This is a genomic window from Streptomyces sp. JK94 (genome assembly GCF_053613315.1).
In genome coordinates, this window is the sequence record NZ_JBSICH010000001.1 from 214,465 (window position 1) to 233,322 (window position 18,858).

General features: G+C 70.4%; 21 protein-coding genes and 1 pseudogene. All 22 read right to left on the minus strand.

Annotated elements, in window-relative coordinates; all coding sequences use genetic code 11:
• Positions 1-47: 47 nt before the first annotated feature.
• Entirely contained in the window at positions 48-998 is a 951-nt protein-coding gene (locus ACVV2G_RS01075; protein WP_453840616.1) for an SPDY domain-containing protein, read from the minus strand.
• A gap of 115 nt (positions 999-1,113) precedes the next feature.
• Positions 1,114-1,965: a winged helix-turn-helix transcriptional regulator gene (locus tag ACVV2G_RS01080; protein WP_453840617.1), complete on the minus strand. Its 852-nt coding sequence runs from the start codon at positions 1,963-1,965 to the stop codon at positions 1,114-1,116.
• A gap of 24 nt (positions 1,966-1,989) precedes the next feature.
• Positions 1,990-2,814, minus strand: coding sequence for a large ATP-binding protein (locus ACVV2G_RS01085; protein WP_453840618.1), 825 nt, complete (start codon positions 2,812-2,814; stop codon positions 1,990-1,992).
• Entirely contained in the window at positions 2,811-3,476 is a 666-nt protein-coding gene (locus tag ACVV2G_RS01090) for a hypothetical protein (protein WP_453840619.1), read from the minus strand. The genes ACVV2G_RS01085 and ACVV2G_RS01090 overlap by 4 nt, the downstream gene beginning before the upstream one ends.
• Positions 3,473-3,949: a hypothetical protein gene (locus ACVV2G_RS01095; RefSeq protein WP_453840620.1), complete on the minus strand. Its 477-nt coding sequence runs from the start codon at positions 3,947-3,949 to the stop codon at positions 3,473-3,475. The genes ACVV2G_RS01090 and ACVV2G_RS01095 overlap by 4 nt, the downstream gene beginning before the upstream one ends.
• Positions 3,946-4,725, minus strand: a complete 780-nt coding sequence (locus ACVV2G_RS01100; protein WP_453840621.1) for a glycosyl hydrolase — start codon at positions 4,723-4,725, stop codon at positions 3,946-3,948. Before ACVV2G_RS01100 ends, ACVV2G_RS01095 begins: the two co-directional genes overlap by 4 nt.
• On the minus strand, positions 4,722-5,321 hold the full coding sequence (locus tag ACVV2G_RS01105) for a DUF4913 domain-containing protein (RefSeq protein ID WP_037882112.1): 600 nt from the start codon (positions 5,319-5,321) through the stop codon (positions 4,722-4,724). Before ACVV2G_RS01105 ends, ACVV2G_RS01100 begins: the two co-directional genes overlap by 4 nt.
• Before the next feature lie 93 nt (positions 5,322-5,414).
• Positions 5,415-6,311, minus strand: coding sequence for a DNA cytosine methyltransferase (locus ACVV2G_RS01110; protein WP_453840976.1), 897 nt, complete (start codon positions 6,309-6,311; stop codon positions 5,415-5,417).
• A gap of 121 nt (positions 6,312-6,432) precedes the next feature.
• Positions 6,433-6,543 (minus strand): annotated as a pseudogene (locus ACVV2G_RS01115) (DNA cytosine methyltransferase); the annotation flags it as partial.
• Between the two features lie 153 nt (positions 6,544-6,696).
• On the minus strand, positions 6,697-7,869 hold the full coding sequence (locus ACVV2G_RS01120) for a DnaB-like helicase N-terminal domain-containing protein (protein ID WP_453840622.1): 1,173 nt from the start codon (positions 7,867-7,869) through the stop codon (positions 6,697-6,699).
• Positions 7,866-8,096: a hypothetical protein gene (locus ACVV2G_RS01125; protein WP_194546418.1), complete on the minus strand. Its 231-nt coding sequence runs from the start codon at positions 8,094-8,096 to the stop codon at positions 7,866-7,868. Before ACVV2G_RS01125 ends, ACVV2G_RS01120 begins: the two co-directional genes overlap by 4 nt.
• Positions 8,093-9,361: a type IV secretory system conjugative DNA transfer family protein gene (locus ACVV2G_RS01130; protein WP_453840623.1), complete on the minus strand. Its 1,269-nt coding sequence runs from the start codon at positions 9,359-9,361 to the stop codon at positions 8,093-8,095. Before ACVV2G_RS01130 ends, ACVV2G_RS01125 begins: the two co-directional genes overlap by 4 nt.
• A 79-nt stretch (positions 9,362-9,440) precedes the next feature.
• Positions 9,441-9,881 (minus strand): hypothetical protein, encoded by a 441-nt coding sequence (locus ACVV2G_RS01135; protein WP_453840624.1) that lies wholly within the window; start codon positions 9,879-9,881, stop codon positions 9,441-9,443.
• Between the two features lie 95 nt (positions 9,882-9,976).
• Complete coding sequence (locus tag ACVV2G_RS01140; protein ID WP_453840625.1) at positions 9,977-10,642, minus strand: hypothetical protein; 666 nt, start codon at positions 10,640-10,642, stop codon at positions 9,977-9,979.
• 91 nt (positions 10,643-10,733) lie between these two features.
• Complete coding sequence (locus ACVV2G_RS01145) at positions 10,734-11,459, minus strand: hypothetical protein (protein ID WP_453840626.1); 726 nt, start codon at positions 11,457-11,459, stop codon at positions 10,734-10,736.
• 158 nt (positions 11,460-11,617) lie between these two features.
• Positions 11,618-12,115: a hypothetical protein gene (locus ACVV2G_RS01150; RefSeq protein ID WP_350889782.1), complete on the minus strand. Its 498-nt coding sequence runs from the start codon at positions 12,113-12,115 to the stop codon at positions 11,618-11,620.
• A gap of 25 nt (positions 12,116-12,140) precedes the next feature.
• Complete coding sequence (locus ACVV2G_RS01155) at positions 12,141-12,902, minus strand: hypothetical protein (RefSeq protein ID WP_453840627.1); 762 nt, start codon at positions 12,900-12,902, stop codon at positions 12,141-12,143.
• A gap of 97 nt (positions 12,903-12,999) precedes the next feature.
• The gene (locus ACVV2G_RS01160) at positions 13,000-13,554 is read right to left on the minus strand and encodes a hypothetical protein (protein ID WP_453840628.1); all 555 of its coding nucleotides are present in this window, start codon (positions 13,552-13,554) and stop codon (positions 13,000-13,002) included.
• 399 nt (positions 13,555-13,953) lie between these two features.
• Positions 13,954-15,090, minus strand: coding sequence for a hypothetical protein (locus ACVV2G_RS01165; RefSeq protein WP_453840629.1), 1,137 nt, complete (start codon positions 15,088-15,090; stop codon positions 13,954-13,956).
• A gap of 232 nt (positions 15,091-15,322) precedes the next feature.
• Positions 15,323-16,864: an ATP-binding protein gene (locus ACVV2G_RS01170; RefSeq protein WP_453840630.1), complete on the minus strand. Its 1,542-nt coding sequence runs from the start codon at positions 16,862-16,864 to the stop codon at positions 15,323-15,325.
• A gap of 26 nt (positions 16,865-16,890) precedes the next feature.
• The gene (locus ACVV2G_RS01175) at positions 16,891-17,343 is read right to left on the minus strand and encodes a DUF6238 family protein (RefSeq protein WP_453840631.1); all 453 of its coding nucleotides are present in this window, start codon (positions 17,341-17,343) and stop codon (positions 16,891-16,893) included.
• Between the two features lie 25 nt (positions 17,344-17,368).
• Positions 17,369-18,835, minus strand: coding sequence for an SCO6880 family protein (locus tag ACVV2G_RS01180; protein ID WP_453840632.1), 1,467 nt, complete (start codon positions 18,833-18,835; stop codon positions 17,369-17,371).
• Between the last annotated feature and the right edge of the window lie 23 nt (positions 18,836-18,858).

The window sequence follows — 18,858 nt, forward strand, 5'->3', positions numbered from 1 at the left end:
TTGGGCGGGGACGGTCGCGAGTGGAGTGCGGCGGCCTGGGGTGGGAGTCAGCGTCCGCGCCGGGGCGTCGGCGAGCTGGCCGGCAGCCGGGCAGAGGTCGCGGGCGCGGGGTGTCCCGTCCGTTTCTGAGCCGCCCCCGTGGAGCGGCTCTGCGCGGCCATCACCCGGAGGTCAGCTGCTGTGCGTGGTGCCCGCGCGGCACGGTGGACGGCCTGGGTGACCGCGGTGCGGCGTACGTCCAGCGGAGTCGGAGCGCGCCGGACCTGAGCCTCGACGATCGGCGTGGCCGAAGCGACAGGGGTCATGGTGACCAAGTGCTGCATCCGCCGGTCGACTTGGTGGCGCTCGCGGACCACCGGGGTCGACTTCGCCATCACAGCGGCGGTTGCGGCGATCAAGTGGGACGGGGTGCGGGCCGTGAACGTCGCTTCGGCACGAGTGCCCCAGCCCGGCGGGCCAGCCCACAGCTCAACGGTCGTGCGGTCGGAGCCGTAGCCGCGCCGATCGATCAGGATGCCCGCTTGGTCGTCAGGAGCGATGATCTCGACGGTGCCGAGTTCAGCAGCTTCGTCAAGGTTCCACCCGGCATCGGTCAACGGCCGGACAGTGTCCCTCCAGGGGACGGTTGGCCCTGTCAAGAAGCGGCCGGGAGTGTCGGAGGCGAGGGCTTCGTCGTAGTCCTGGACCAGTGCGGCGGTGAGACCGGCGACCATCTCGGCCGGGGTGACGTGGTTGAACGTCGCCGTCCAGCGAGGCGCCGAGAAGGCGTCCTCGGCTGCGCTGATCTTCCACAGTTCGAAGTCGTCGCCGAACCAGCCGATCCGAATCCGTTGGTCGGGAGAGGTCACGAGGAGCTGGCAGGGGCCCTCATCGAGGTAATGATGGGGCCAGTGGGCGACGGGCGCGAGGCCAGCCTCGCCGGTCCCGTTGGAACCAGCCAGATACATGGGGCTGATCAGTACCTCTTGGTACCGGGTCGGGTCATCAGGGGCGTACATGGTCGAGTCTCCGGAAGCGAAGGAGGAGAACGGATCCGCGTATGCAGCGGCGGGAGCCGCCGGAGCGCACGCGGATGCCGTAGTGGCGGCGAGTGGCCTCTCGTTCTCACCCCCGTCACCGGCCCCGGCCCGGTGCCGACTGAGCGGTCACGGCCGCCGGCATCCGCGGTTCCGGCTGAGGCGCGTGGCTGAACATGACGTTCGACGCGGCGGCGCTCCGTCGTAGGGCCGCCGCGGTCCGGGCGCTGTCGGCTCCCGCTCCCAGCGGAATGCTGGCGTGGGTGCGCGTGGCTGCCGCTGCCGGAAGCGGTGCCGCTGTTCCACCTCGCAGCGAGAAGGGCTGGCTCCAGTGCTCGACACTCGCGTAGACGGCCCCCAACGCCTGGCCGGCATCGGTGAGCACGTACGGGTCTCCGTGCCGGGAGCCCGTCCGCGTGACCAGGCCATCGGCCTGAAGCCGGACAAGTCGCTGCCGTGCGAGGCCGTAGTCCAGACCGGCCGCCTCGGCGATGTGGACGAACCGCATCTGGCCGTCAGCCGAGTCGAGGGCCTGAATCACGGCAGTTGAGTGCCGAAGATGCAGGCGGCGCAGCGCGTCTTCGACACGCTCGGCTTCGGCCATCGGTTCCTGTGTCAGGTGGGTGCGGGACCAGTCCGACACCGTGCGGAGGACGGGGGCCAGAGACGTGCCGAGCGCGCTGAGTTGGTACGGCGCGCCCCGCCGGTCGTAGCCGCGGACCACCAGTCCGTCAGCGTGCATCGTGGCCAGCCGTTTGCCGACGAACTGCTCACTGACGAAGGGGAGCTGCGCAGCAACGTCGCGGACGCGCACGGGGCCCCTCACCTGGGCCAGGGTCATCGCGGTCCAGGTGGTCCACTTGGGCCCGATCCGGGCGAGAGCCTCCTCGACGCGCTGGGCGTCGATGGAAGCGATGGAGAAGGTGGGAGGCAGGCCGGGGGTAGCCATGGTGGGGTCCTTATCGGGATGAGGTCAGCGTGAGCGGGGGGTCGCGAGGGAGGCCCTGGCGACGGGCACGGCGGCCGAGTCGGAGCGCGCGCCTGGCGTGGTCCGCGTGGTGGTGCGGCCGAGGGCGGCGGACACCCGGGAGGTCGTCGCTCGACCATCACGCAGGGCGGCTTCCCCTTGCGCAGTGAGCGAGAGGAGCTGGCCGGGCCGGTACACGTTCTCGGTGATGTCCTGATGCAGTAGCCCGTCGGCGACCAGCCGCTGCACGGTCTGCGGGAAGACCGCCGGGTCCTGCCACTGGGCCTTCTCCCGCGAGATGTACGGGTCCTCGCCGATCGCGTTGCGGCGAAAGCGAACACCTCCGGCCGCAACCGCTTCGAGGGCTACCAGCCCGCGCTCCCCGGCGACGGCCCAGTCGTCGTCCCGGTGGGGCCTCGTCTTCTGGCCCTGCCCGTGGCTCTTGTTGCTCGCGTGTTGAGCAGGGGGCGAGGAAAGAAGCCGGCGGTAGGCGGACAGGGCCTCGACGAGCTGGCTGTATGCCCGGTCCTGCTGGGCCAGGCCGTCTCCGAGGTCCGGGAGAGCTGTGCGCAGCAGCGCGTACGAGACCTGGGCTCGGCCGACTTCACCCCGACCAGTGCCTTCGAGTAGCCGCTGAGCGCGCTGGACCGCGTCGAGCACGCTCTCGTGTCGCTCGTCCAGCGCCGCTGCGGCTTCGATGACGCGTGTAGCGGCCTGGTGCAGCGGCTCCTCCGGACCATGTGCGAGGGCGTGCACGCTGACATCCCCGACACCGAGCACTTCGACGACGAGATACGGCCCAGGGTGTGTGTCCGCGTCGTACGGGTTCACTCCGTCGTCTCCATCCGGGCGAGCAGAGAGCGGACCAGAGCGGGCAGGCTCCCGGGATCGTTGTCGAGCCGAGGGCGGTCGCTCACTTCGCTGAGGAGATCGGCGTCATCGAGCAGGCCGCTGGAGATCTCCATGCAGGCGTCGGTGATCCGGGCGGCGGCGAGCAGCGACTGGGAGAGAACCTCGACGTAGTCGTCCGGCGCGAGGCCGGCGGCCTCGGCTGCGTTGCGGACCGCCTCCAACTCAAGTGCGTTGAAGGCGAAGCCGAACTCGTCGTCCCGCTCCGCACCACCGGGCGCGGCGACGATCGGGGCGCATGGCTCCGTCGGTATGCCCACGCGGGTACAGATTTCATCGACCGAGGAGGTCAGCTCGGCGAACGACTCGGTGAGCCACCCCAGCGCGGAGGCGTAGGAGGCCAGAGCGAACAGGCCCGCCGAACCAGCAGGGCGGGGCTCGGTGGCCACGAAGCCCTCGAACCGGTCGTTCAGCTCGGTGATCACGCGGGGCCCAGCGGCCAGCGGACCCAAGACGGGATGCAGGTAGGAGCGGGCGGCGGCCGTCGGGTACTCGGCGGCAGGGATGCCGCCGACGTTCTGAGCGGCCTCGGTGAGGAGATTTGTCAGCTCTGAACTTGTGAGCGGAGTACGGTCGTTGGTCATCGCTGGGCAACCTTTCGAGAAGTAGTGGCCGAGGGCGGCGCTGGTGACGGGGCAGCCGTGCGGCCCGTTGTCGGCCGTTCGGTGGTGAGCGTCGAGCGAGACCGGGCGGCCTGCACGCGGGCCTCCGTGGCGGAGTCCGGGCCGACCCCTTGCTGGGGCTCGGTCCGTAGGTGGGCCGCGCGGTAGACCGCGTAGTCCTTCCGGCTGCCAGCCGCCACGAGGTAGATCTCGCGCTTGTGGGTCGAGGTCGGTGGCGCTTGGCGGAACTGGATGACCAGCCGGTAAGAGACCTCCGGGTCGACGTACACCTTGTGGAAGCCGGCGAGGCGGCCCTTCAACGGCAAGCAGTCGTCGCTTCCGTGGACCAGGTTCTGCAGCTCCAGCAAGGCCAAATCGCGCATCTCAGACGGGAGTTCCCGCAGGTCGGCAATGGCGTCAGGGTGCGCGGCGAAGGCGAAGCGGGCGCGGCTCACAGCAGCCTCCCCTGGACCGCACGCTGGACCGGTACCGCCGCCGACGCGCGGGGCGCGTCGAGCCCGGTCTGCGGTGTCGGAGAGGTTCCGGCGGACCGGGAAAGGGCGATGCGGGCGATGCGAGCCCGGACGACAGCACCGTTGTGGTCGCTGTACTCCGGAGGCTCGGGCAGCGGTTCACTGCGCTCGTCCAGCCAGGTCTGGGCGCCGCCGACGTCGGGGAAGGCGCCTTCGCGCATCGTGTAGGTGCCAGCGCCGTGGTTCCACTCCTCGTAGAAGAGGCGAACCGGTGCCTGGGTGGCCTGGGAGTCGTTGACGAGTGTCCACGCCTCGCTGGGGTTGTCGTCAGAGGTGTAGGTGCCGAGGACCTCGTAGCGGGTGCCCGACTTCTGGATCTGCTGTTCCACCTGGAGGGTGAGGTCGTCGGCGGGCTCGATGTAGTCGCCACCGTGCAGCGCGATCCGTTCGAGCGGGCAGCCGCGTTCTGCCAGCCAGTTCTGTGCGAAGGACGCCGTGGCGTGGTGACTCGTCTCGAACGTGAACGTGGACTGCCGCAGATCCCGAGCGACCGCGATCGCAATGAGCTGTGGCTCGCCGGGTATCCCCCAGGTGACCGATCGGTCGTGGGCGAGGACGAAGCTGTGCGAACCGTTGGGTGTGGTGTGGTGCTGGGACAGCACCGTCAGGTCGCCAGCCCAGAGAGCCTCCATCGCCTCCTCGGAGTCGTCGTCGACCGGCGAGAGATCGTCGAGGCCGAAGTCGAGAACGTCGTTCACGCCGCCACCCCCGCCTGCTCGGGCGCCGGGGTGGCCAGCACCCGGTGATTGGGGCGAGTTGCGCTGGTCGTGCAGGCCGCGAACGGTCCGTCGGGCGCACGCAGGTGCGCCAGGGTCTGGTCCAGGTGGTCGCGGTGCCAGGTCGAGGGGCCGGACAGGCCGGCCTCCGTGTCGGTGAACTGCTGCCAGGCGAGCCAGAGTGCGTGGAGCCGGGCGACGGCCTCGGGGTGTTCGTGCCAGTGCGCGCACCAGGGACGGCTCGTGCTGATCTCCCGGCCGTACACCGGCAGGAAGAGGTAGTTCACCCAGTCGCTGAGGGCAGCGAGTTCGACGGCGTACTCCTTGCCGCCCAGGGCGAGGATGAACACCGAGGCGGGGCCGTCGGGCTTCTTCCCGTCAGCCGCCTCGGCTTCCGGAGCGCCGTCCGGCGGCTGGATGGCGCCGGGGTCGGGCTCGGAGCCGAGGCGGTCGAGGATGACGCCGTGCTGCCTGACCTCGGCCATGGTCTTGGCGAGGGTGCTGGCGAGGTCGTCGAGGTCTGCGTCGGGGACGCGGTACGGCTCGGGGCCGGGGGAGGTCGGGCTGGTGTCGGCCATGGGGGTGTGCTCCATCTGTGAGACGGCGACATGCCCGAGAGGATCCGGAGAATCAGCGGTTTGGTCCGGCCGGAAAATCGCGGTAGTGGAGCGCTATCGGTCGGCGCAGCGGGGACAGCGGGGGAAGGGTGGTGCCAGCAACTGCAAGGCGTGCAAAGCCTGTTGTGGGACGACGCCGTTGCCGAGCGCGGTGAGCTGCGCTGGACGGCCGAGCCCCGGAGTCGCGGTGACCCAGCCGGCGTCGAGGCCCTGCATCCACTCCACGAAGTCCGCGCGGAGCCGACCGGCCGCGTCTGTGGGGGCCGGGGCCGGGCGGGTGAGGCTCTCCCATCGGGTGATGGCGGATCCGTACGCTCCCCATCGCCGGTCCGCGCCCCCGCCTCCGGCGTCTCCTCCGCCCAGAGGGGCAGGACCACCGCCGACAAGGGAGGTCGCCATCCCTTCCCGGGGCGGCGGCCCGGGGTGCCCGTGTCGCTGGCCCTCGGCGTCGGCAACAGAGACGCAGTCGCGCTGGGCAGGGTCATGTCGCCATTGCCGTGCCGCTGGTTCGGCGAGCCCTTGATTCCGTCCGACGCCTTCGGGGTCGGCAGCAGCAGCCACTCGACCTCGTCGGCCAGGTTCGGACCGTGCCCCCCGCTCTTCCGCTTCGATGGATGCTGGCTGCCGCCGTTCTTCCCGATGTTGCTGGTCGGCGTCTTCAGCAGGGTGCCCGGCGGGCCAGGCGGCGAGGAAGGTCCGCTCGCGGCGGTGCGGGGCCCCGACGTCGGAGGCGCGAAGCACGAGCCACTTCGCGTCGTACCCGAGGTCGGCCAGGGATCCGAGTACGGCACCGAGTGCCCGCAGAGCAGGCTGACCTGCGGTGTCTCCCAGACACCACGGGCAGGGTTCCACGTCGCCAGGGGAACCGGCGGGGGAGGTGAGGAGGCCGCGCACATTCTCGATCACAACCAGGCAGGGTCGGAGGGCTGCGACCGCACGGGCGACGTGCAGCCAGAGCCCGGAGCGGGTCTGGGCGTTGAGTCCGGCCCGGCGGCCGGCGACCGAGACGTCTTTGACAGGGGAAGCCGGCCGTCAGGACACACACCCGGGGGACGGTGGACCAGTCGACGGCGGTGATATCGCCCAGGTTCGGGACGCCGGGCCAGTGGCGGGCCAGGATGCGTGAGGCGTTCGGGTCGACCTCGGCGTGCCAGGCGAGCGTGCCACCGAGCGCGGACTGCACGCCCAGGTCGAGGCCGCCGTACCCCGAGCAGAGAGACCCGATCAACGGGGCGGCGAGGCTCGGGGCCGTGGGACGTAGGTCCAGCGCGGGCGCGGAGATGGGATAGATCAAGACGAGTTCCAGGGGGCAGAGGAGGCTGGTGGGGAGGGGGGCTCAAGGGTGGCCGCGCGAGGGTGGTCGGGCCGTCGACAGCGTGGGGAGATGGCTGGCCGGGGCTGAAGGTGCAGCGCCTGGGCGGGGCGTGCTGCGGGCGCGGGCGGCCTTCACTCGGTCGGGCGGCGGCTCGGCCGCCGACGGAGCGGATGCCGTGGTCTTCGGAGCCGGACTGCTGTTCGCGGTGGCCCAGCGGGCACGTACCTCGTCGAGCGGACCGAGTTCGTGCAGAGCGTGGTTGATCAGCCGGCCGGGCCCCAGAACCTCGTCCTGGGCCAGGGTCCGGATGGCTCGCGCGGAGGCGGCGGCGGTGCGCGTGACGGAGGAGCGCATCACCCGCTGTCCGAACCAGTCAGCGCTTCCGGGGACCATGCCTTCGCAGACGGCGGTCAGCTGCTCGCTCGACACAGTGCCGTCGGCCAGCAGACCGCGTCGCTGGGCCTCCCAGAGCAGGGTGATCCGGTCGATGGGTTCGCCCCGGTGGTGCAGCGCGCCCAGGCACCGGTAGAGCTGCCTGTGGGTCGGGTCGGCGAAGTCTCCCGGCCGCAGCCAGGCCACCACCTCGCCCATGGCCCCCGGCTGTTCGGCGAGGACGGCCAGGAGGAACCGCTCGTCCTCGGCGACCTGGCCGCTCTGCGCCGGAGGCGGGATGTGCGTGGCGGCAGAGGGCCCGGCGGTGGGTGGGACCGGTCGAGGGTCGGTTCCCCAGCGTCGCGCAAGGTCGGTGAGTACGCCGGTCAGGTCGTCCGCCGTGCGCAACGCTCCCTCGACCTCGCCCTGGACGGCGTCGGCCCGAGCCGCCTGGTGGAGACGGATCGCGTGCTGGGCGACGGTGCGGTGAATCGCCCCCTCCAGCACCATGCGGCCGTACACCGGGGCGTGCTCGGTTCGGGGACACGCCTGGATCAGGGTGTGGGCGTACGCCGCGGTCAGCCCGCGCACGTGCTGTCCGGCCTCCTCGACCGCGTCGGTCACCCACGACAACGGCAACGGACCATCGGCCGAGAGCGCGGGATGCCCGTCGTTGCGCAGCTTGCGGAGCGCGGCGAACAGCGCCTGGTGGACGGGCCGATAGAAGTGGTCCGCAGCGAGCCACTCCAGGTGCGTGAGCTGCTCGGGGTCGAGGAGTGCGGCACCGAGGACCGCCTGCTCGGCACTCATCAGCGGGTTCACCGCCGGCCTCCGAGATCAGCGCAGGACACCTCGTCCTGCCGGACGAGGAGGTTGGCGACTGCCTGGTCGGCAGCGGCCATCGACAGCGCGAAGTCGTCCAGGACGGCAGTGAAGGCGGGATCGGAGGCGGGAACCGAGCCTGCCTCGCCGTCAAGCCACCACCGGCCACCGCGCAGGACGACCGGAGCGTGGGCCAACCGCCCCTGCTGTGGTGTGGGCGCGCTCATGCCGACAGTCCAAGATCGTCCTGGCCGATGCTCTTCGCGAGGGCACGCTCGGTGATGGCCTTCGTGGCGCGAGCGGAAGCCGGGCCGACCACCTTGGCGGAGGGCTCCTTGTACCAGGGCTTGAGGTTGAGCATGGCGACCCGGATGCCGGTGGCCAGCAGCAGAACCTTGCCCTTGGGCAGGGCGCGGATGGCGTCCGGCGGAAGGATCCGCTCCGTGCGCATGCTCACCGAGGTGGACTTGCCGCCCTCGCTGGTCGATACCGAGGTGGTCTGGACGTCATGGTCGCCGACCTGACGGCTGAGCCGGTCGGCGAAGTCGGCGTCGTCGATGCCAGATCCGATGATCTTGATGGTGGCGGCCGAGTACAGGGCGTCCATACCGGCCTCGCCCCAGCACCGCTGGCCCTGACGGTAGGACTGCAGGATCGTCATCGGGATGACGCCTCGGCTGCCCAGGTGGCTGTAGAGATCAGGGAGGTCCGAGATGCGGCAGACGTTCGCCGCCTCGTCGAGGACGCACAGGGCGGGCGGGTCGAGTCGCCCGCCGGAGCGCTCGGCCACGATCACGGCCGCGCGCATCACGGCGTCGGCCGCCGCCGCGATGATCGCGGACGCGCTGCCGCCGCCGTCCTTGCTCAGCAGGTACAAGGTGTCGCGGGACGTGGCGAAGGCGAACGGCTGGAACTCGGGGAGGTCGTCGTTGGGGGTGACCCAGGCGGCGACGTCCGGGTCGAGCAGGCAGCTCGCATACTGCCTCGCCGTCTCATAGATGCCGTCGCGCGTTTCGGTCGCGCCGGAGACGGTGCCCTGGAGCTGGGCGGCGACCGCATGGTGGCCGGCGTCGGTGAGCAGGTCCACCGGGGTGCGGTCGGCCGGCATCGCGAGCCAGGCCAGGACGTCGGTGATCGGCCGCCGGTGGGACGCGGCGGCGAGGAAGAGGGCACCGAGGGTGTTGCTCGCGGCGGTCGACCAGAAGTCGGAGCCGGTGGACTCGTCCACGCTCGCCGTCACGAAGTGCCCCGCCAGCCTCTTCGCCCCGGCGAGATCACGGGCGTCAGCGAGGATGTCCCACCACATCTCGCGCGGGTGGTGGGCGATCTGCTGCGGATCGAGGGTCCAGATCGTGCCGACCTCGGCGCGGGCGTCCACCGTGGTGGTGAAGGCGTCGTTCGCGGCTTTGTTACTGGTGAGCAGGACCGGGCCCGGTGCCGAGAGGATCGCGGGGATCGCCAGCCCGGACGTCTTGCCGGAACGCGGGGCCATGATCGCGACGATCACGTCCTCCCAGGACGCGCGGACCTCCGCACGACCGGGATCGAGGGTGCCGAGCAGGATGCCGCGGTCAGCGGGCAGGACCTCTTTTACTCTCCCGGCCGCCCAGGCTCGGGCGCAGGCTCTTCGCCTTGGCGACGATCTCCTTGTCCAGCAGCGGCACCAGGTCCGCCTTCCGGGCGAGGCCGGACTTGGACCCGGCACGCCACCGCATCCACAGCACGGCAGCGGTGACGACCAGGGCAACAGTGAACAGGGCGGGGACGACGCGGGCGCCGACCATCAGCATGCTGGTGCTCAAGGCCGGCCACATCACCTCCGGGTGCAGCAGCGCGTCCGTGACGCGGAAGGGGGCCCATGTCCCGCTCCCGACGATGGTGTTGGTGAGATTTCCGGTCAGCCAGGCCAGGGAGCCGAAGGCCATGGCGGCGCCGAGGATGCCGAACAGGAGGTAGAGGAGCGCGTCCGACCCGGTGGTGGTCGAGGGCGCGCTGGTGCGCGGGGAAGGCACGGCAATTCCTTGGGTGTGCGAGCGGGCGGGGGCTGGGCGCGCTCGGCTCTCGTGCACCTCATGGGGGTACTCCTGGACGTCGAAAGCGGCACGTTTCAGCGGGGTCGGCCGGCAGAACGAGGCGCGGGCGGAGGTGCTGCGGTGGCCGGCGGACTGCTGGTCGACGGCGATGTTCCGGCGCGCGGCGAGGAGGCGCGGGCCGCCCGCTGCCGGTCTGAATCGAAGTTCCGGGCAGCGGACGGCGCAGGAGCAGCCTCGGCACTGAGGACATCGTCGAGCAACTCCCGGCTGCGCAAGACGTTGACCATCTGGTGGTGCCGGGGGTCCGTGCGCTCTGCGGGACAGGCAGCGAGACCGTCCTCGGCGACTTCCAACTGCTCACGGACGTCCTGGAGCATCCCGTACGCGGCTGCCAGTCGTGTCCGAGTCTCGAAAGTCGGATCGTGATGCGGGTCGTCGAAGTCGAGACGGGCGCGAGTCCAGTCGGCGGCAGAGGCGACGAGTTCGGTCAGCTCGGGCAGAGCCCCGACCAGTGCGCCGTTGACCTCCTCGATGATGCCCGCCACCTCATCGGGTGAGGCGTCCTCGTGGAGGCGAGAAATCATCCCGCGGACCGAGTACGGATCGGCGGAAGCGCTGGGCAGGCGCCTGACCTGCAGCGGCTTGTCGGAGCCCGGTGCCGCGCTGCGGTGGGCGAGCCGGATGTTGTGCTGCATGGCCGCACCGACGGCCTCGCCGATGCTGGAGTAGTACTCGGGCACGTTTGCCTCTTCGGATGGGTGGTCCTTGACGGGTGAGTCGAGCGGGGGCGCGCGACGTACTGGTGGCCGACGGCGGAGAGAGCGGCCGGGGTCACCATCGGGGGGTTGAGGCGCGCGGTGGGTGACCCGATGTAGTGAGCGGCGCCGTCTGAGAACTGGACGCCGAGGAGACCTTGGCTTGGTTCGCCGCAGGAGAAGTGGCCAGAGCGGCACCACGGTGATCACGCACGGTCCGAGCTGCGGAATAACTCGTCGAAGCGGCGCCGACGCGGCGTAGCTCGGCCTCGGAATCGACGAGTTCGGACTGGGCCGAGCTGATGAACTCCGAGGCGAAGCCGAACCGGTCGGCGAGCGCATACGCGTCCTCGTCCAGGTCGTTGACCTGTTCTCCCGCCGCTTCCAACGCCTCCCGGACACGCTCCAGCGCACCGTGCTCGGGGTGAAGGAGGTGGTCGACTGCGCGCTGAAGGCTGGCCCCGTCTTCGGCCGCACGGATCTGGTCCGTGATGCTGAGAAGTTCGGCTTCGGCGGCGTAGGGCCCCAGCGCATGCACCGGAGGGCTCATCCAGGCCGTGACGAGAGACGGCGGAAGGGTGACGTCATAGCGAGCGGCTCGAAGCATCTCGGCCGCATGGCTGGCGATGGCGACCTGGTCGGCGAGCGGAGTGGTGGTGGGCAGGCGATGGCGTCGGCCGTGCCAGTCGTCGATCTGCTTGAAACCGGCGTGACGGAGGAGCTGCGCGGAGAGGTCATCAGTAGCGCCCTTGGCAACGACGCTGCCGCTGAACTCGGACGTGATGGTGATCGAGGTAGGCACGGAAGTCTCCGGGGCAGAGGGAGCGAAAGACCCGTTGGAGGTGGGCCAGTGGGCAGAGTGTCCGGCAAATCTGGAGTTTGGTCCGGCCGAGAACCGCTGGTAGAGGCCGCACGGTGGCGGTCAGCCGGGTGCCCCGCCGCAGCAGGGCACCCGGTCGGTCAGAAGAAGGGATTCTCTGTCGGCCGGTCGGCCTCGGTGGCGGCTCGGAGCAGTTCGGTGAGGTCTTCGGGCTCGGACGACCTCTGGTCTATCCACCACCCGGCACGGGTCACCGTACGAGCGTTCTCCTCGATCTCCGCCCACTCCGCTTCGCTGGTCGTGCCTTCGGTGACCAGTGCGGTGTAGGCGTTGGTCAGGATCTGGTGACGACAGCGCACACCCCAGGGAACGGCCCGCTCGGTCCCCTCCAGGGGAGGCATCCGGTACTGCTCGGACCAGGCTTCGGACGCCGTCTGCTCCTCGGCGCGCTTCGCCTTGAGCCAGGCGGCCTTGTCCTGCTCGTCGCCCTCGTTCGAGGCGCGCCAGCAGTCCGTGCACTCCTGCCTGGCGAGCCACTCGGCGAAGCCGGCGCGGCGGTCGGCCGGTCGGTCGGACAAGTCGCGGTCGGCATGGTGACCGCAGGTGTGGTCGATAGGCCAGATCGTCTTCACGGCCATGGAAGGGCCTCCTTGAGGAATTGGATCAGCGGTCGCGGGAGTACGCGATGCGGGGGTCAACCGGCCGGACCGCCGGTGTGGTGACGGCGGCGGGGACCGGCGCCCTGCCCGGGATACCGGCACGGGCCGGGCTGGCGGCGAGCGCGGCGGCGCTCAACGGAGACGCGCGAGCGGGACCACGGCCGCGCTCACGGCCGACGGCCGGCGTGGCAGCAGGGCGGGGCCGAGCCGTCACCTCTTGAGCGAGGCGGGGCTGCACTGCGACCTGGAGCCCCGAACGGTGCAGGGCCACCGTGGCGTCGGCGACTTTCCCCTGCGCCTCGACGCGATCGGTGGTCGCGGGGAGCGTGTAGATGTCCAGGCTCGAGTTGTGCCGCCAGCCGTCCTCCACCAGCGCGAGCCCGCTGAGGCCGGAGACACGGTCGTCGAGGGCTGCGACGATGCCGAGCTGCGGGTGATCGGCGAAGGCGACGTCTGGTTCACCGAGCGGACCGCGGTCGCGTACCTGTGCCGTGTCGGGCGCCAGCGCAGGGTCAAGTGCGGCGTCCACATCGACCTGGTATCCGGCCTTGCGCAGCAGCTCGATGGCCCGGCTGGTACGGCCGTGCCCGTCACGGTTCTGGTCGGCCAGCGCGTACAACGTCGGCTGGTCGGGGACGGGATGGAAGTCGAATCCCTTGAGCATCCAGGTGCTGGCCGCGAGGTTCTTCGGGTTCGCGGCGACGATGCCGTGGACGGGGTGGTGGCCGAAGGCCAGGTCGGGCAGCACGTCGTAGTGGCTGGGCATGGCAGATCCATCCGAGGCGGGTGCGGTTGCAGGTGCGGGTGACGGGCGGATCAGTTCTGAGGGTGCGGTGCACGGAGGACTCCTGGATCGCGGTCGGTCAGAGCCGGGGGGCGGATGAGGAACTGGCCGACGGCGGCGCGGCCCGCGTGGAAGATTCCGGCGGCGGACCGGTCGGGAGCACGCGCTGGCCGACCGACGGCGAAGAGGCGAGAGCGACACTCGCCCGGGATGGAGCGGAGTCGGGCGGGAGCACGGTGGCGGCGCGCGCCTTGCCGGAACGTTCCTGCTCCTGGCGTGGTGGTACGCCAAGCTGGTCCAGGCGGGCGTCGACAGCGGAGAGGAGGTCCGGCACGCTGCCGCCGTGGCGCGCATGCGGACCGTCCGGCTCGGAGTTGTAGATCACCTCGTAGACGGCGGACCGGTGGCGGGTGACCATCCAGCTTTCCGGGGGCTCGGGGTGCTCGGAGGGTGGCTCCTGCGGCGGCGAGATGATCAGTGAACTGCCGTCGGGAAGCTCGGCGTGGACGATGTAGTCGCTGAGGCCGTACTCGACGGTGCCCTCCAGGCCGCGCTGCCCGAGCGCAGAACAGAGGGCGGCCTGAAGGCGACGCGGATCGGACGCGGCCGTCCGGGGCGGAGTTTCGTGGTGCATGGAGTTCTCCGTTGCGAACGCTCCGCCGCACGGCGGGAGCCGCCGGGGGCGTGGAGCTTGAAGGAGTGCGGTGGTCCATGAGGATCCGGTGATCGGGCAGTTTGGCGCTGCCGTGACTGTGTGCTATGGATCACCGCGAGCGACCGGGAGTCGGCGGATGCGATGCTGGCGGGACCTGGTGCGAAGAGGGTGATACGGCAGGGGTGTTGTGCGTCGAGCGGGTCAGGGCGACGCGAGCCCGCTCGGTCTGCGCCGGCCGTTCGGTGTCCGCTCGGTGAGCTAGGTATTCACCGACACGGACCAACGCCAGTCCCTGGTACCCAGTTCGTGTGCGTAGTGCCAGCCTTCGAAGAGCCCGGGTAGACACCCCCGACGGCAGCAAGCCCTTCGGGGGTGGGGTCAGAAGAAGGTCGTCAGCTCGACGCGCTTGTCATCCGGCTTGAACCGGAGTCCGATCGTGAAGGTCCGGTACCGCCCGTCCACCTCGACGTCGACCAGCGCCGTGTACAGCAGGTCCCCGTACTCGTTGAGGCGCAGGTTGTACAAGTGCCCCTTCGCCACCAGCTTGCTGACCGCGCCCTCCAACGCGGGCTGACTCAGGTGGAGCAGGCCGGCTTGCTCCATGGAGTCCCGGTGCTTACCGTCCTGGAGGTATCCGTACCGACCGGGGGTCATCCAGATGTCGGGTGCCTCCAGGTACGCGGCGTCAGGACTGAGCGTGGTAAGCGCCAAGCGGTTGTCCTCGCGGTTCATGCCGGTGAGGTGGCTGTTGATGCGGTAGCCGAGGAACGGCAGGAACTGCGTGTTGATCACTGCCGTGGGCGTGAAGCCGAGTGCTTCGAACGGCAGCTGCGCGCCGTTTGGCCCGTCGCCGTAGTCGCTTACACCTTCCAGGATCATGTCGCCCACGCGAAGACCAGAGTTCATCAGGGACAGACCCAGGTGCTCCTTGAGAGCGCTGCGGTCAGTGCAGTCGGCGTGCCCGATATAGGCAGGGTGCTCAGCAGCGCTGGCGGTAAGTGTGTTGCCCTGCTCCTCGGTCAGGTTCGTGACGTACACGACGTACACCTGAGAGGGGTGGACGACTGTGAACGGCTGGTGATAAACGACGGTCTTGTCCATGGCTGCCTGCACCTGGCCGGCAGAGTCGTGGAGGATATCGCCGCGCAGGATCGAGTTGACCGGGACTCCCTTCCGCAGCCGAGGTAGACCGGCTATCCAGGCCTCCGCCACGTCTATGCCGTAGAAGCCGCCAGAGCTCAGGGAGGCCACCGCGGAGTCGAAGAGGAGAGCGATCTCCCTGCGGCGGTGATCCGGTATCAGTGCCTTGGTGAGGCTGCTGTAGGCGATGCCCAGCTCGCCGAGGTTCCGGGTGAGCCGGAGGTGATCGGCGCGCATCATCCGGTGAAACATCTCGTCGGTCAGATCCAACGTGTCCCGCATAGCAGCGAGGACGACGCTGTTGTGGGTCGTTACCAAGGGGATGTTGAACGGTCCGGCCAGCAGCTCATCCCACGTCGTCGGGCTGTCGGCCATACCTTCCTCCTTGCATCGGGGTCGCCGTGTGAGTGGCGGACCACGAGGCTATACGGCCCAGTAGGCTCACAGCCTCTGATTTCGGCGGTAAACGGCCAGCCACGCCTCGGCCTGGTACCGCCAGCTCGGTCGCGGTTCTGGCAGCGCCGACATCGGTGCCCTCCGTTCGACAGACTCAGACGAACCCGAGCTCTCACCAGTACTGTTCTGGACGCACCACCCGTGAGTTTGACTACGAGCCCCCTTCGGAAAACTCGAACCCATGGCCTTTAGCTGCCATGCGGGCGTCTGTGTCGAACAGCTCCCGCTCGGCCGGGTGGAGGATGTGCTGGGTGATGAACGAGCGCCCGGCGACCTTCCACAGACCTCGGCCCTTGGTCAGGGCGGACACCGCCTGGGTCTCGACGCCGGTCAGGCCGAGCAGAGATGCAGCGGCGGCGAGCTGGTCAGGCTCCTGGCGGTAGATGATGCGCGTGCTGCAGTCCGCGAGGAGCCCCTCGGCAAGGACCCGGCCGCGCGACCCGGCGTCGCCCGCCGAGAGCAAATCGCTGAGGCGGTGGATCACCATCAGGTTCGCGATGCCCAGCCCTCGGGAGAGCTTCCACTGGCTCTGCATCCGCTCCAGCAGCCCGACGTGCCGCATCAGCCGCCACGCCTCGTCGTAGATCACCCAGCGCCGACCACCATCGGGATCACTGAGGGCTGACTCCATCCACGCGCTCGCGCACGTCATCGCGAGCACCAGTGCCGTGTCGTCACCGGAGCCGCCGAGACGGGAGAGATCGATGGACAGCATCGGTGTGGTCGGGTCGAACGACACGGTGCTCGGCGCGTCGAACATGCCGCTCAAGTCGCCGTGCACGAGACGTCGCAGGGCATGGGCGAGGTCTTGGGCGGCTGAACCGAGGTGCCCCGCCTGGTGACCGAGGGCCTGGTCGAGGCGTTCGGGGGAGCCGAGTACGTGGGCGATCTCGCCGAGCAGCGGCACCGTGCCCCGGGCGGCGGCGTCAGCGACGACCAGATCCAGGGCCAGGTCGAGGGCGGTGTGCTCCATCGGCAGCAGGTCGCGCTTCAGCACGGTGCGGGCGAGGCTGGCCAGCAGCAGCAGACGGCGCTTGCGAACCTCCGTGAACCAGTCCTCCTCGCTCACGGAGGCGGGGCGGGCCGGGGCGTCCAGCGGGTTCAACCGTCCAGGGAGCCCCGGGCCCAGGGCGATGCTGTAGCCGCCGAGGGCTTGCGAGACACCGGTCCACTCCCCCTTGGGATCGCAGGGGATGTAGATCCGGTAGCCGTGGGCGATCGACCGGGTGGCGATCGACTTCGCCAGCGCCGACTTGCCCATGCCGATGATGCCGGCCAGGACCGCGTTGGGGTTGGTGAAGCCCTCCACCCTGCCGCTGTTGTAGAGCGAGAAGGGGTCGAAGCAGAAGGCCGCTTCCGCGTGCACATCGCGGCCGATGAACACCCCTTCGGCGCCCAGGCCGCCCTCGGCCACGAACGGGTATGCGCCGCTGGCTGTGGCGGTGGTCATCCGGTGGGCGGGCAGGGCGAGCTTGCCGCCGCGGGCGGAGGCCGGACCGGGGCGACCGGCGAGCGGGTAGGTGGGCCGCAGATCCGGGTCGAGGGTTTGCTCGGCGCGGTGCTTGGGCGGGTTTCCGGCGAGGCGTGCCTGGCGGCGGGCTTCGGTGAAACCGGCTCGGGCGGCTCGCTGCTCGGCGCGCGTCGTCTTACGGGGCACGAACAGAGGGGAGGCGCTGGCGCGGGTACGGGGCATGAACGGTTCTCCAGGTGAGGGGTGGGTCAGCGGCGGACGAGGCCGGTGAACGGGGCGTGCAGGTCGGCCGGGGTGGTGCGCCGCCGCACGAGATGAGCGGTGCGCTGGTGGCGCTGGCAGATGGTCAGTTCCGGTGCTCCCTCCGGAAGACCGGCCTGGCACGCCTCCGGTGCGGGGATCTCGCCGGAGTCCGGCCGGGGCGCCGCGTGGTAGGCGGCGTGGAGGTGCTCGGCGGCCTGCCAGATGCGGGTGCGGGCGGTACGGAGCTGGTCGCCCTCGACCGCGACGAGCTGCCCGGTGCGAGTGGCGTGGGCGACGAGCAGCCCGTACAGCGAGACGAGGTGCGCGTGCAGGGCGTCCAGCTCGGCCCGGCTGGTGACCAGCGGGCCGCCCGGGATGTTGAGTGCCCGGTGGAAGTCGAGCGCGGCGGTGGCGAAGGGCACGAAGTCCTGCGCGGTCGGGCTGGCGGTGCGGGACATGAGGGTGCTCTTTCGAAGGGAAGGGTCAGGCAGCGAGCGCAAGCGGCAGGGCGGCGGCGGTGAACGCCTCGGCCTGCTGCCAGGTCAGCGGCCGGAGATCGAGCTGGGCGCCGACAGCGGCGGTCTCCACGACGGCGCAGGCGGTGCGCAGTTCGTCCTCGGTGTCGGCCGAGACGGTCAGCAGACCGGTCAGGGCGACGTCGGCGTGCCCGGCGATGAGTTGGCGTTCGCGGGACTTGATGTCCTGGTACTCGATCGAGTCCGCCTCGGAGTCGACCTGGCCGCGCCGGGCCCGTTCGGCGGCGTCGGCGATCACGCTGGACTTCTTGCGCTGCACGTCGCGCAGGGCGGCGTCGAGGTTCTTCGGCTCGTAGGAGAGCGACAGCGTGCGCCGCACCCCGCCGGTGAACAGGAGCTGGTGCAGGAAGCCGGCGCTGGTCTCGGTCCGCGGCCAGTTCTCCACCCAGTAGGTGGCGTGCACGGCGGAGTCGGTGGCGATGTGGTCCGCCTTTTCGACGACCACGACGGGGCCGGCGGCGGCGGGCTCGGCCTCGGGGCGACCGGCCGTGGACCAGCGGTCGAGTGTCGCCAGCGCCTTCGGGTCGTAGGAGGTGCGCACCACGGCGGCGATTTCGCGTGCGGTGAGCCAGCCCGTCGGGGTGAGCCCCGCGGTCCGCGCCGCCTGGTCGAACGTGGAGGCGAGCTGGGCGAGGACACTGAAGGCACCGGTGAGACCGCCGCCAGCCTGGTTGATCAGCCGACGGGCCGCCTTGGTGTCCAAGGACACCGCGACGTACGCCTCGTGCGGGGCGGCTGCGGGGCCGGCGCTCTGGATCAGCTCGTTGTAGATCGCGCCGGCCATCGGGGTGTCGGGTCGGCCGTGCTCTTCCCAGTAGCGGCGCAGCGCGTCGCCGGAGTCGGGGATGGTGCGTTCGATCACCTGGATGCGGGCGATCTGCCCGGTACGGGCGAGGGCTGCCAGCGCGCGTCCCCAGCCGCCGACGTTGGCCTGCTGGGTGCCGGGGTCGAGCAGGGCGTAGGCGCGGGAGGAGACCTTGACCACAGCGGTCAGCGTCCCGGTGTGCGGGTTGTGGACGGCGCCGTATTTGCCATCGGGGGCAGTGGTCACGCGCAGGCTGGCAGCGGTGCCGGGGAGGTGGAGCAGTCCCTCGCGGGTCGGCCGGTGGGAGGGCCGGGTGAGCCAGACGAGCTGGCCTCGCATCCTGCGCAGCGCGTACCGGACGACGATCGGGGCCCAGTCCGCCAGAGCACGGCCTCGGTGGCGGACGAAGACGAGCAGGGCGATCACGGCCCACAGCGGGATGAGCTGGAGGGCGCCGACCACACCGCGGGCGAGGATCACGGCGAGAAGGAGAAGGCCGGTGAGTCCGGCGACGGCCAACTGCGGGACGGTCAGGCCGAGCAGGACGCCGCGCCTGCTGCGGTGCGGGAACTTCACGGTGGGAGTGGAGGACTGGTGCTTGCCGGACATGGTGGTTCCAGACGGTGGGAGCG

What these genes read in the sequence shown, in the direction of transcription:
- ACVV2G_RS01155 (WP_453840627.1), bottom strand. Translation starts at nt 12,902, where the DNA reads ATGCCCAGCCACTACGACGTGCTGCCCGACCTGGCCTTCGGCCACCAC.
- ACVV2G_RS01090 (WP_453840619.1), bottom strand. Translation starts at nt 3,476, where the DNA reads ATGACCAACGACCGTACTCCGCTCACAAGTTCAGAGCTGACAAATCTC.
- ACVV2G_RS01165 (WP_453840629.1), bottom strand. Translation starts at nt 15,090, where the DNA reads ATGGCCGACAGCCCGACGACGTGGGATGAGCTGCTGGCCGGACCGTTC.
- ACVV2G_RS01105 (WP_037882112.1), bottom strand. Translation starts at nt 5,321, where the DNA reads ATGGCCGACACCAGCCCGACCTCCCCCGGCCCCGAGCCGTACCGCGTC.
- ACVV2G_RS01150 (WP_350889782.1), bottom strand. Translation starts at nt 12,115, where the DNA reads ATGGCCGTGAAGACGATCTGGCCTATCGACCACACCTGCGGTCACCAT.
- ACVV2G_RS01075 (WP_453840616.1), bottom strand. Translation starts at nt 998, where the DNA reads ATGTACGCCCCTGATGACCCGACCCGGTACCAAGAGGTACTGATCAGC.
- ACVV2G_RS01175 (WP_453840631.1), bottom strand. Translation starts at nt 17,343, where the DNA reads ATGTCCCGCACCGCCAGCCCGACCGCGCAGGACTTCGTGCCCTTCGCC.
- ACVV2G_RS01160 (WP_453840628.1), bottom strand. Translation starts at nt 13,554, where the DNA reads ATGCACCACGAAACTCCGCCCCGGACGGCCGCGTCCGATCCGCGTCGC.
- ACVV2G_RS01080 (WP_453840617.1), bottom strand. Translation starts at nt 1,965, where the DNA reads ATGGCTACCCCCGGCCTGCCTCCCACCTTCTCCATCGCTTCCATCGAC.
- ACVV2G_RS01130 (WP_453840623.1), bottom strand. Translation starts at nt 9,361, where the DNA reads ATGGCCCCGCGTTCCGGCAAGACGTCCGGGCTGGCGATCCCCGCGATC.
- ACVV2G_RS01180 (WP_453840632.1), bottom strand. Translation starts at nt 18,835, where the DNA reads ATGTCCGGCAAGCACCAGTCCTCCACTCCCACCGTGAAGTTCCCGCAC.
- ACVV2G_RS01170 (WP_453840630.1), bottom strand. Translation starts at nt 16,864, where the DNA reads ATGCCCCGTACCCGCGCCAGCGCCTCCCCTCTGTTCGTGCCCCGTAAG.
- ACVV2G_RS01125 (WP_194546418.1), bottom strand. Translation starts at nt 8,096, where the DNA reads ATGAGCGCGCCCACACCACAGCAGGGGCGGTTGGCCCACGCTCCGGTC.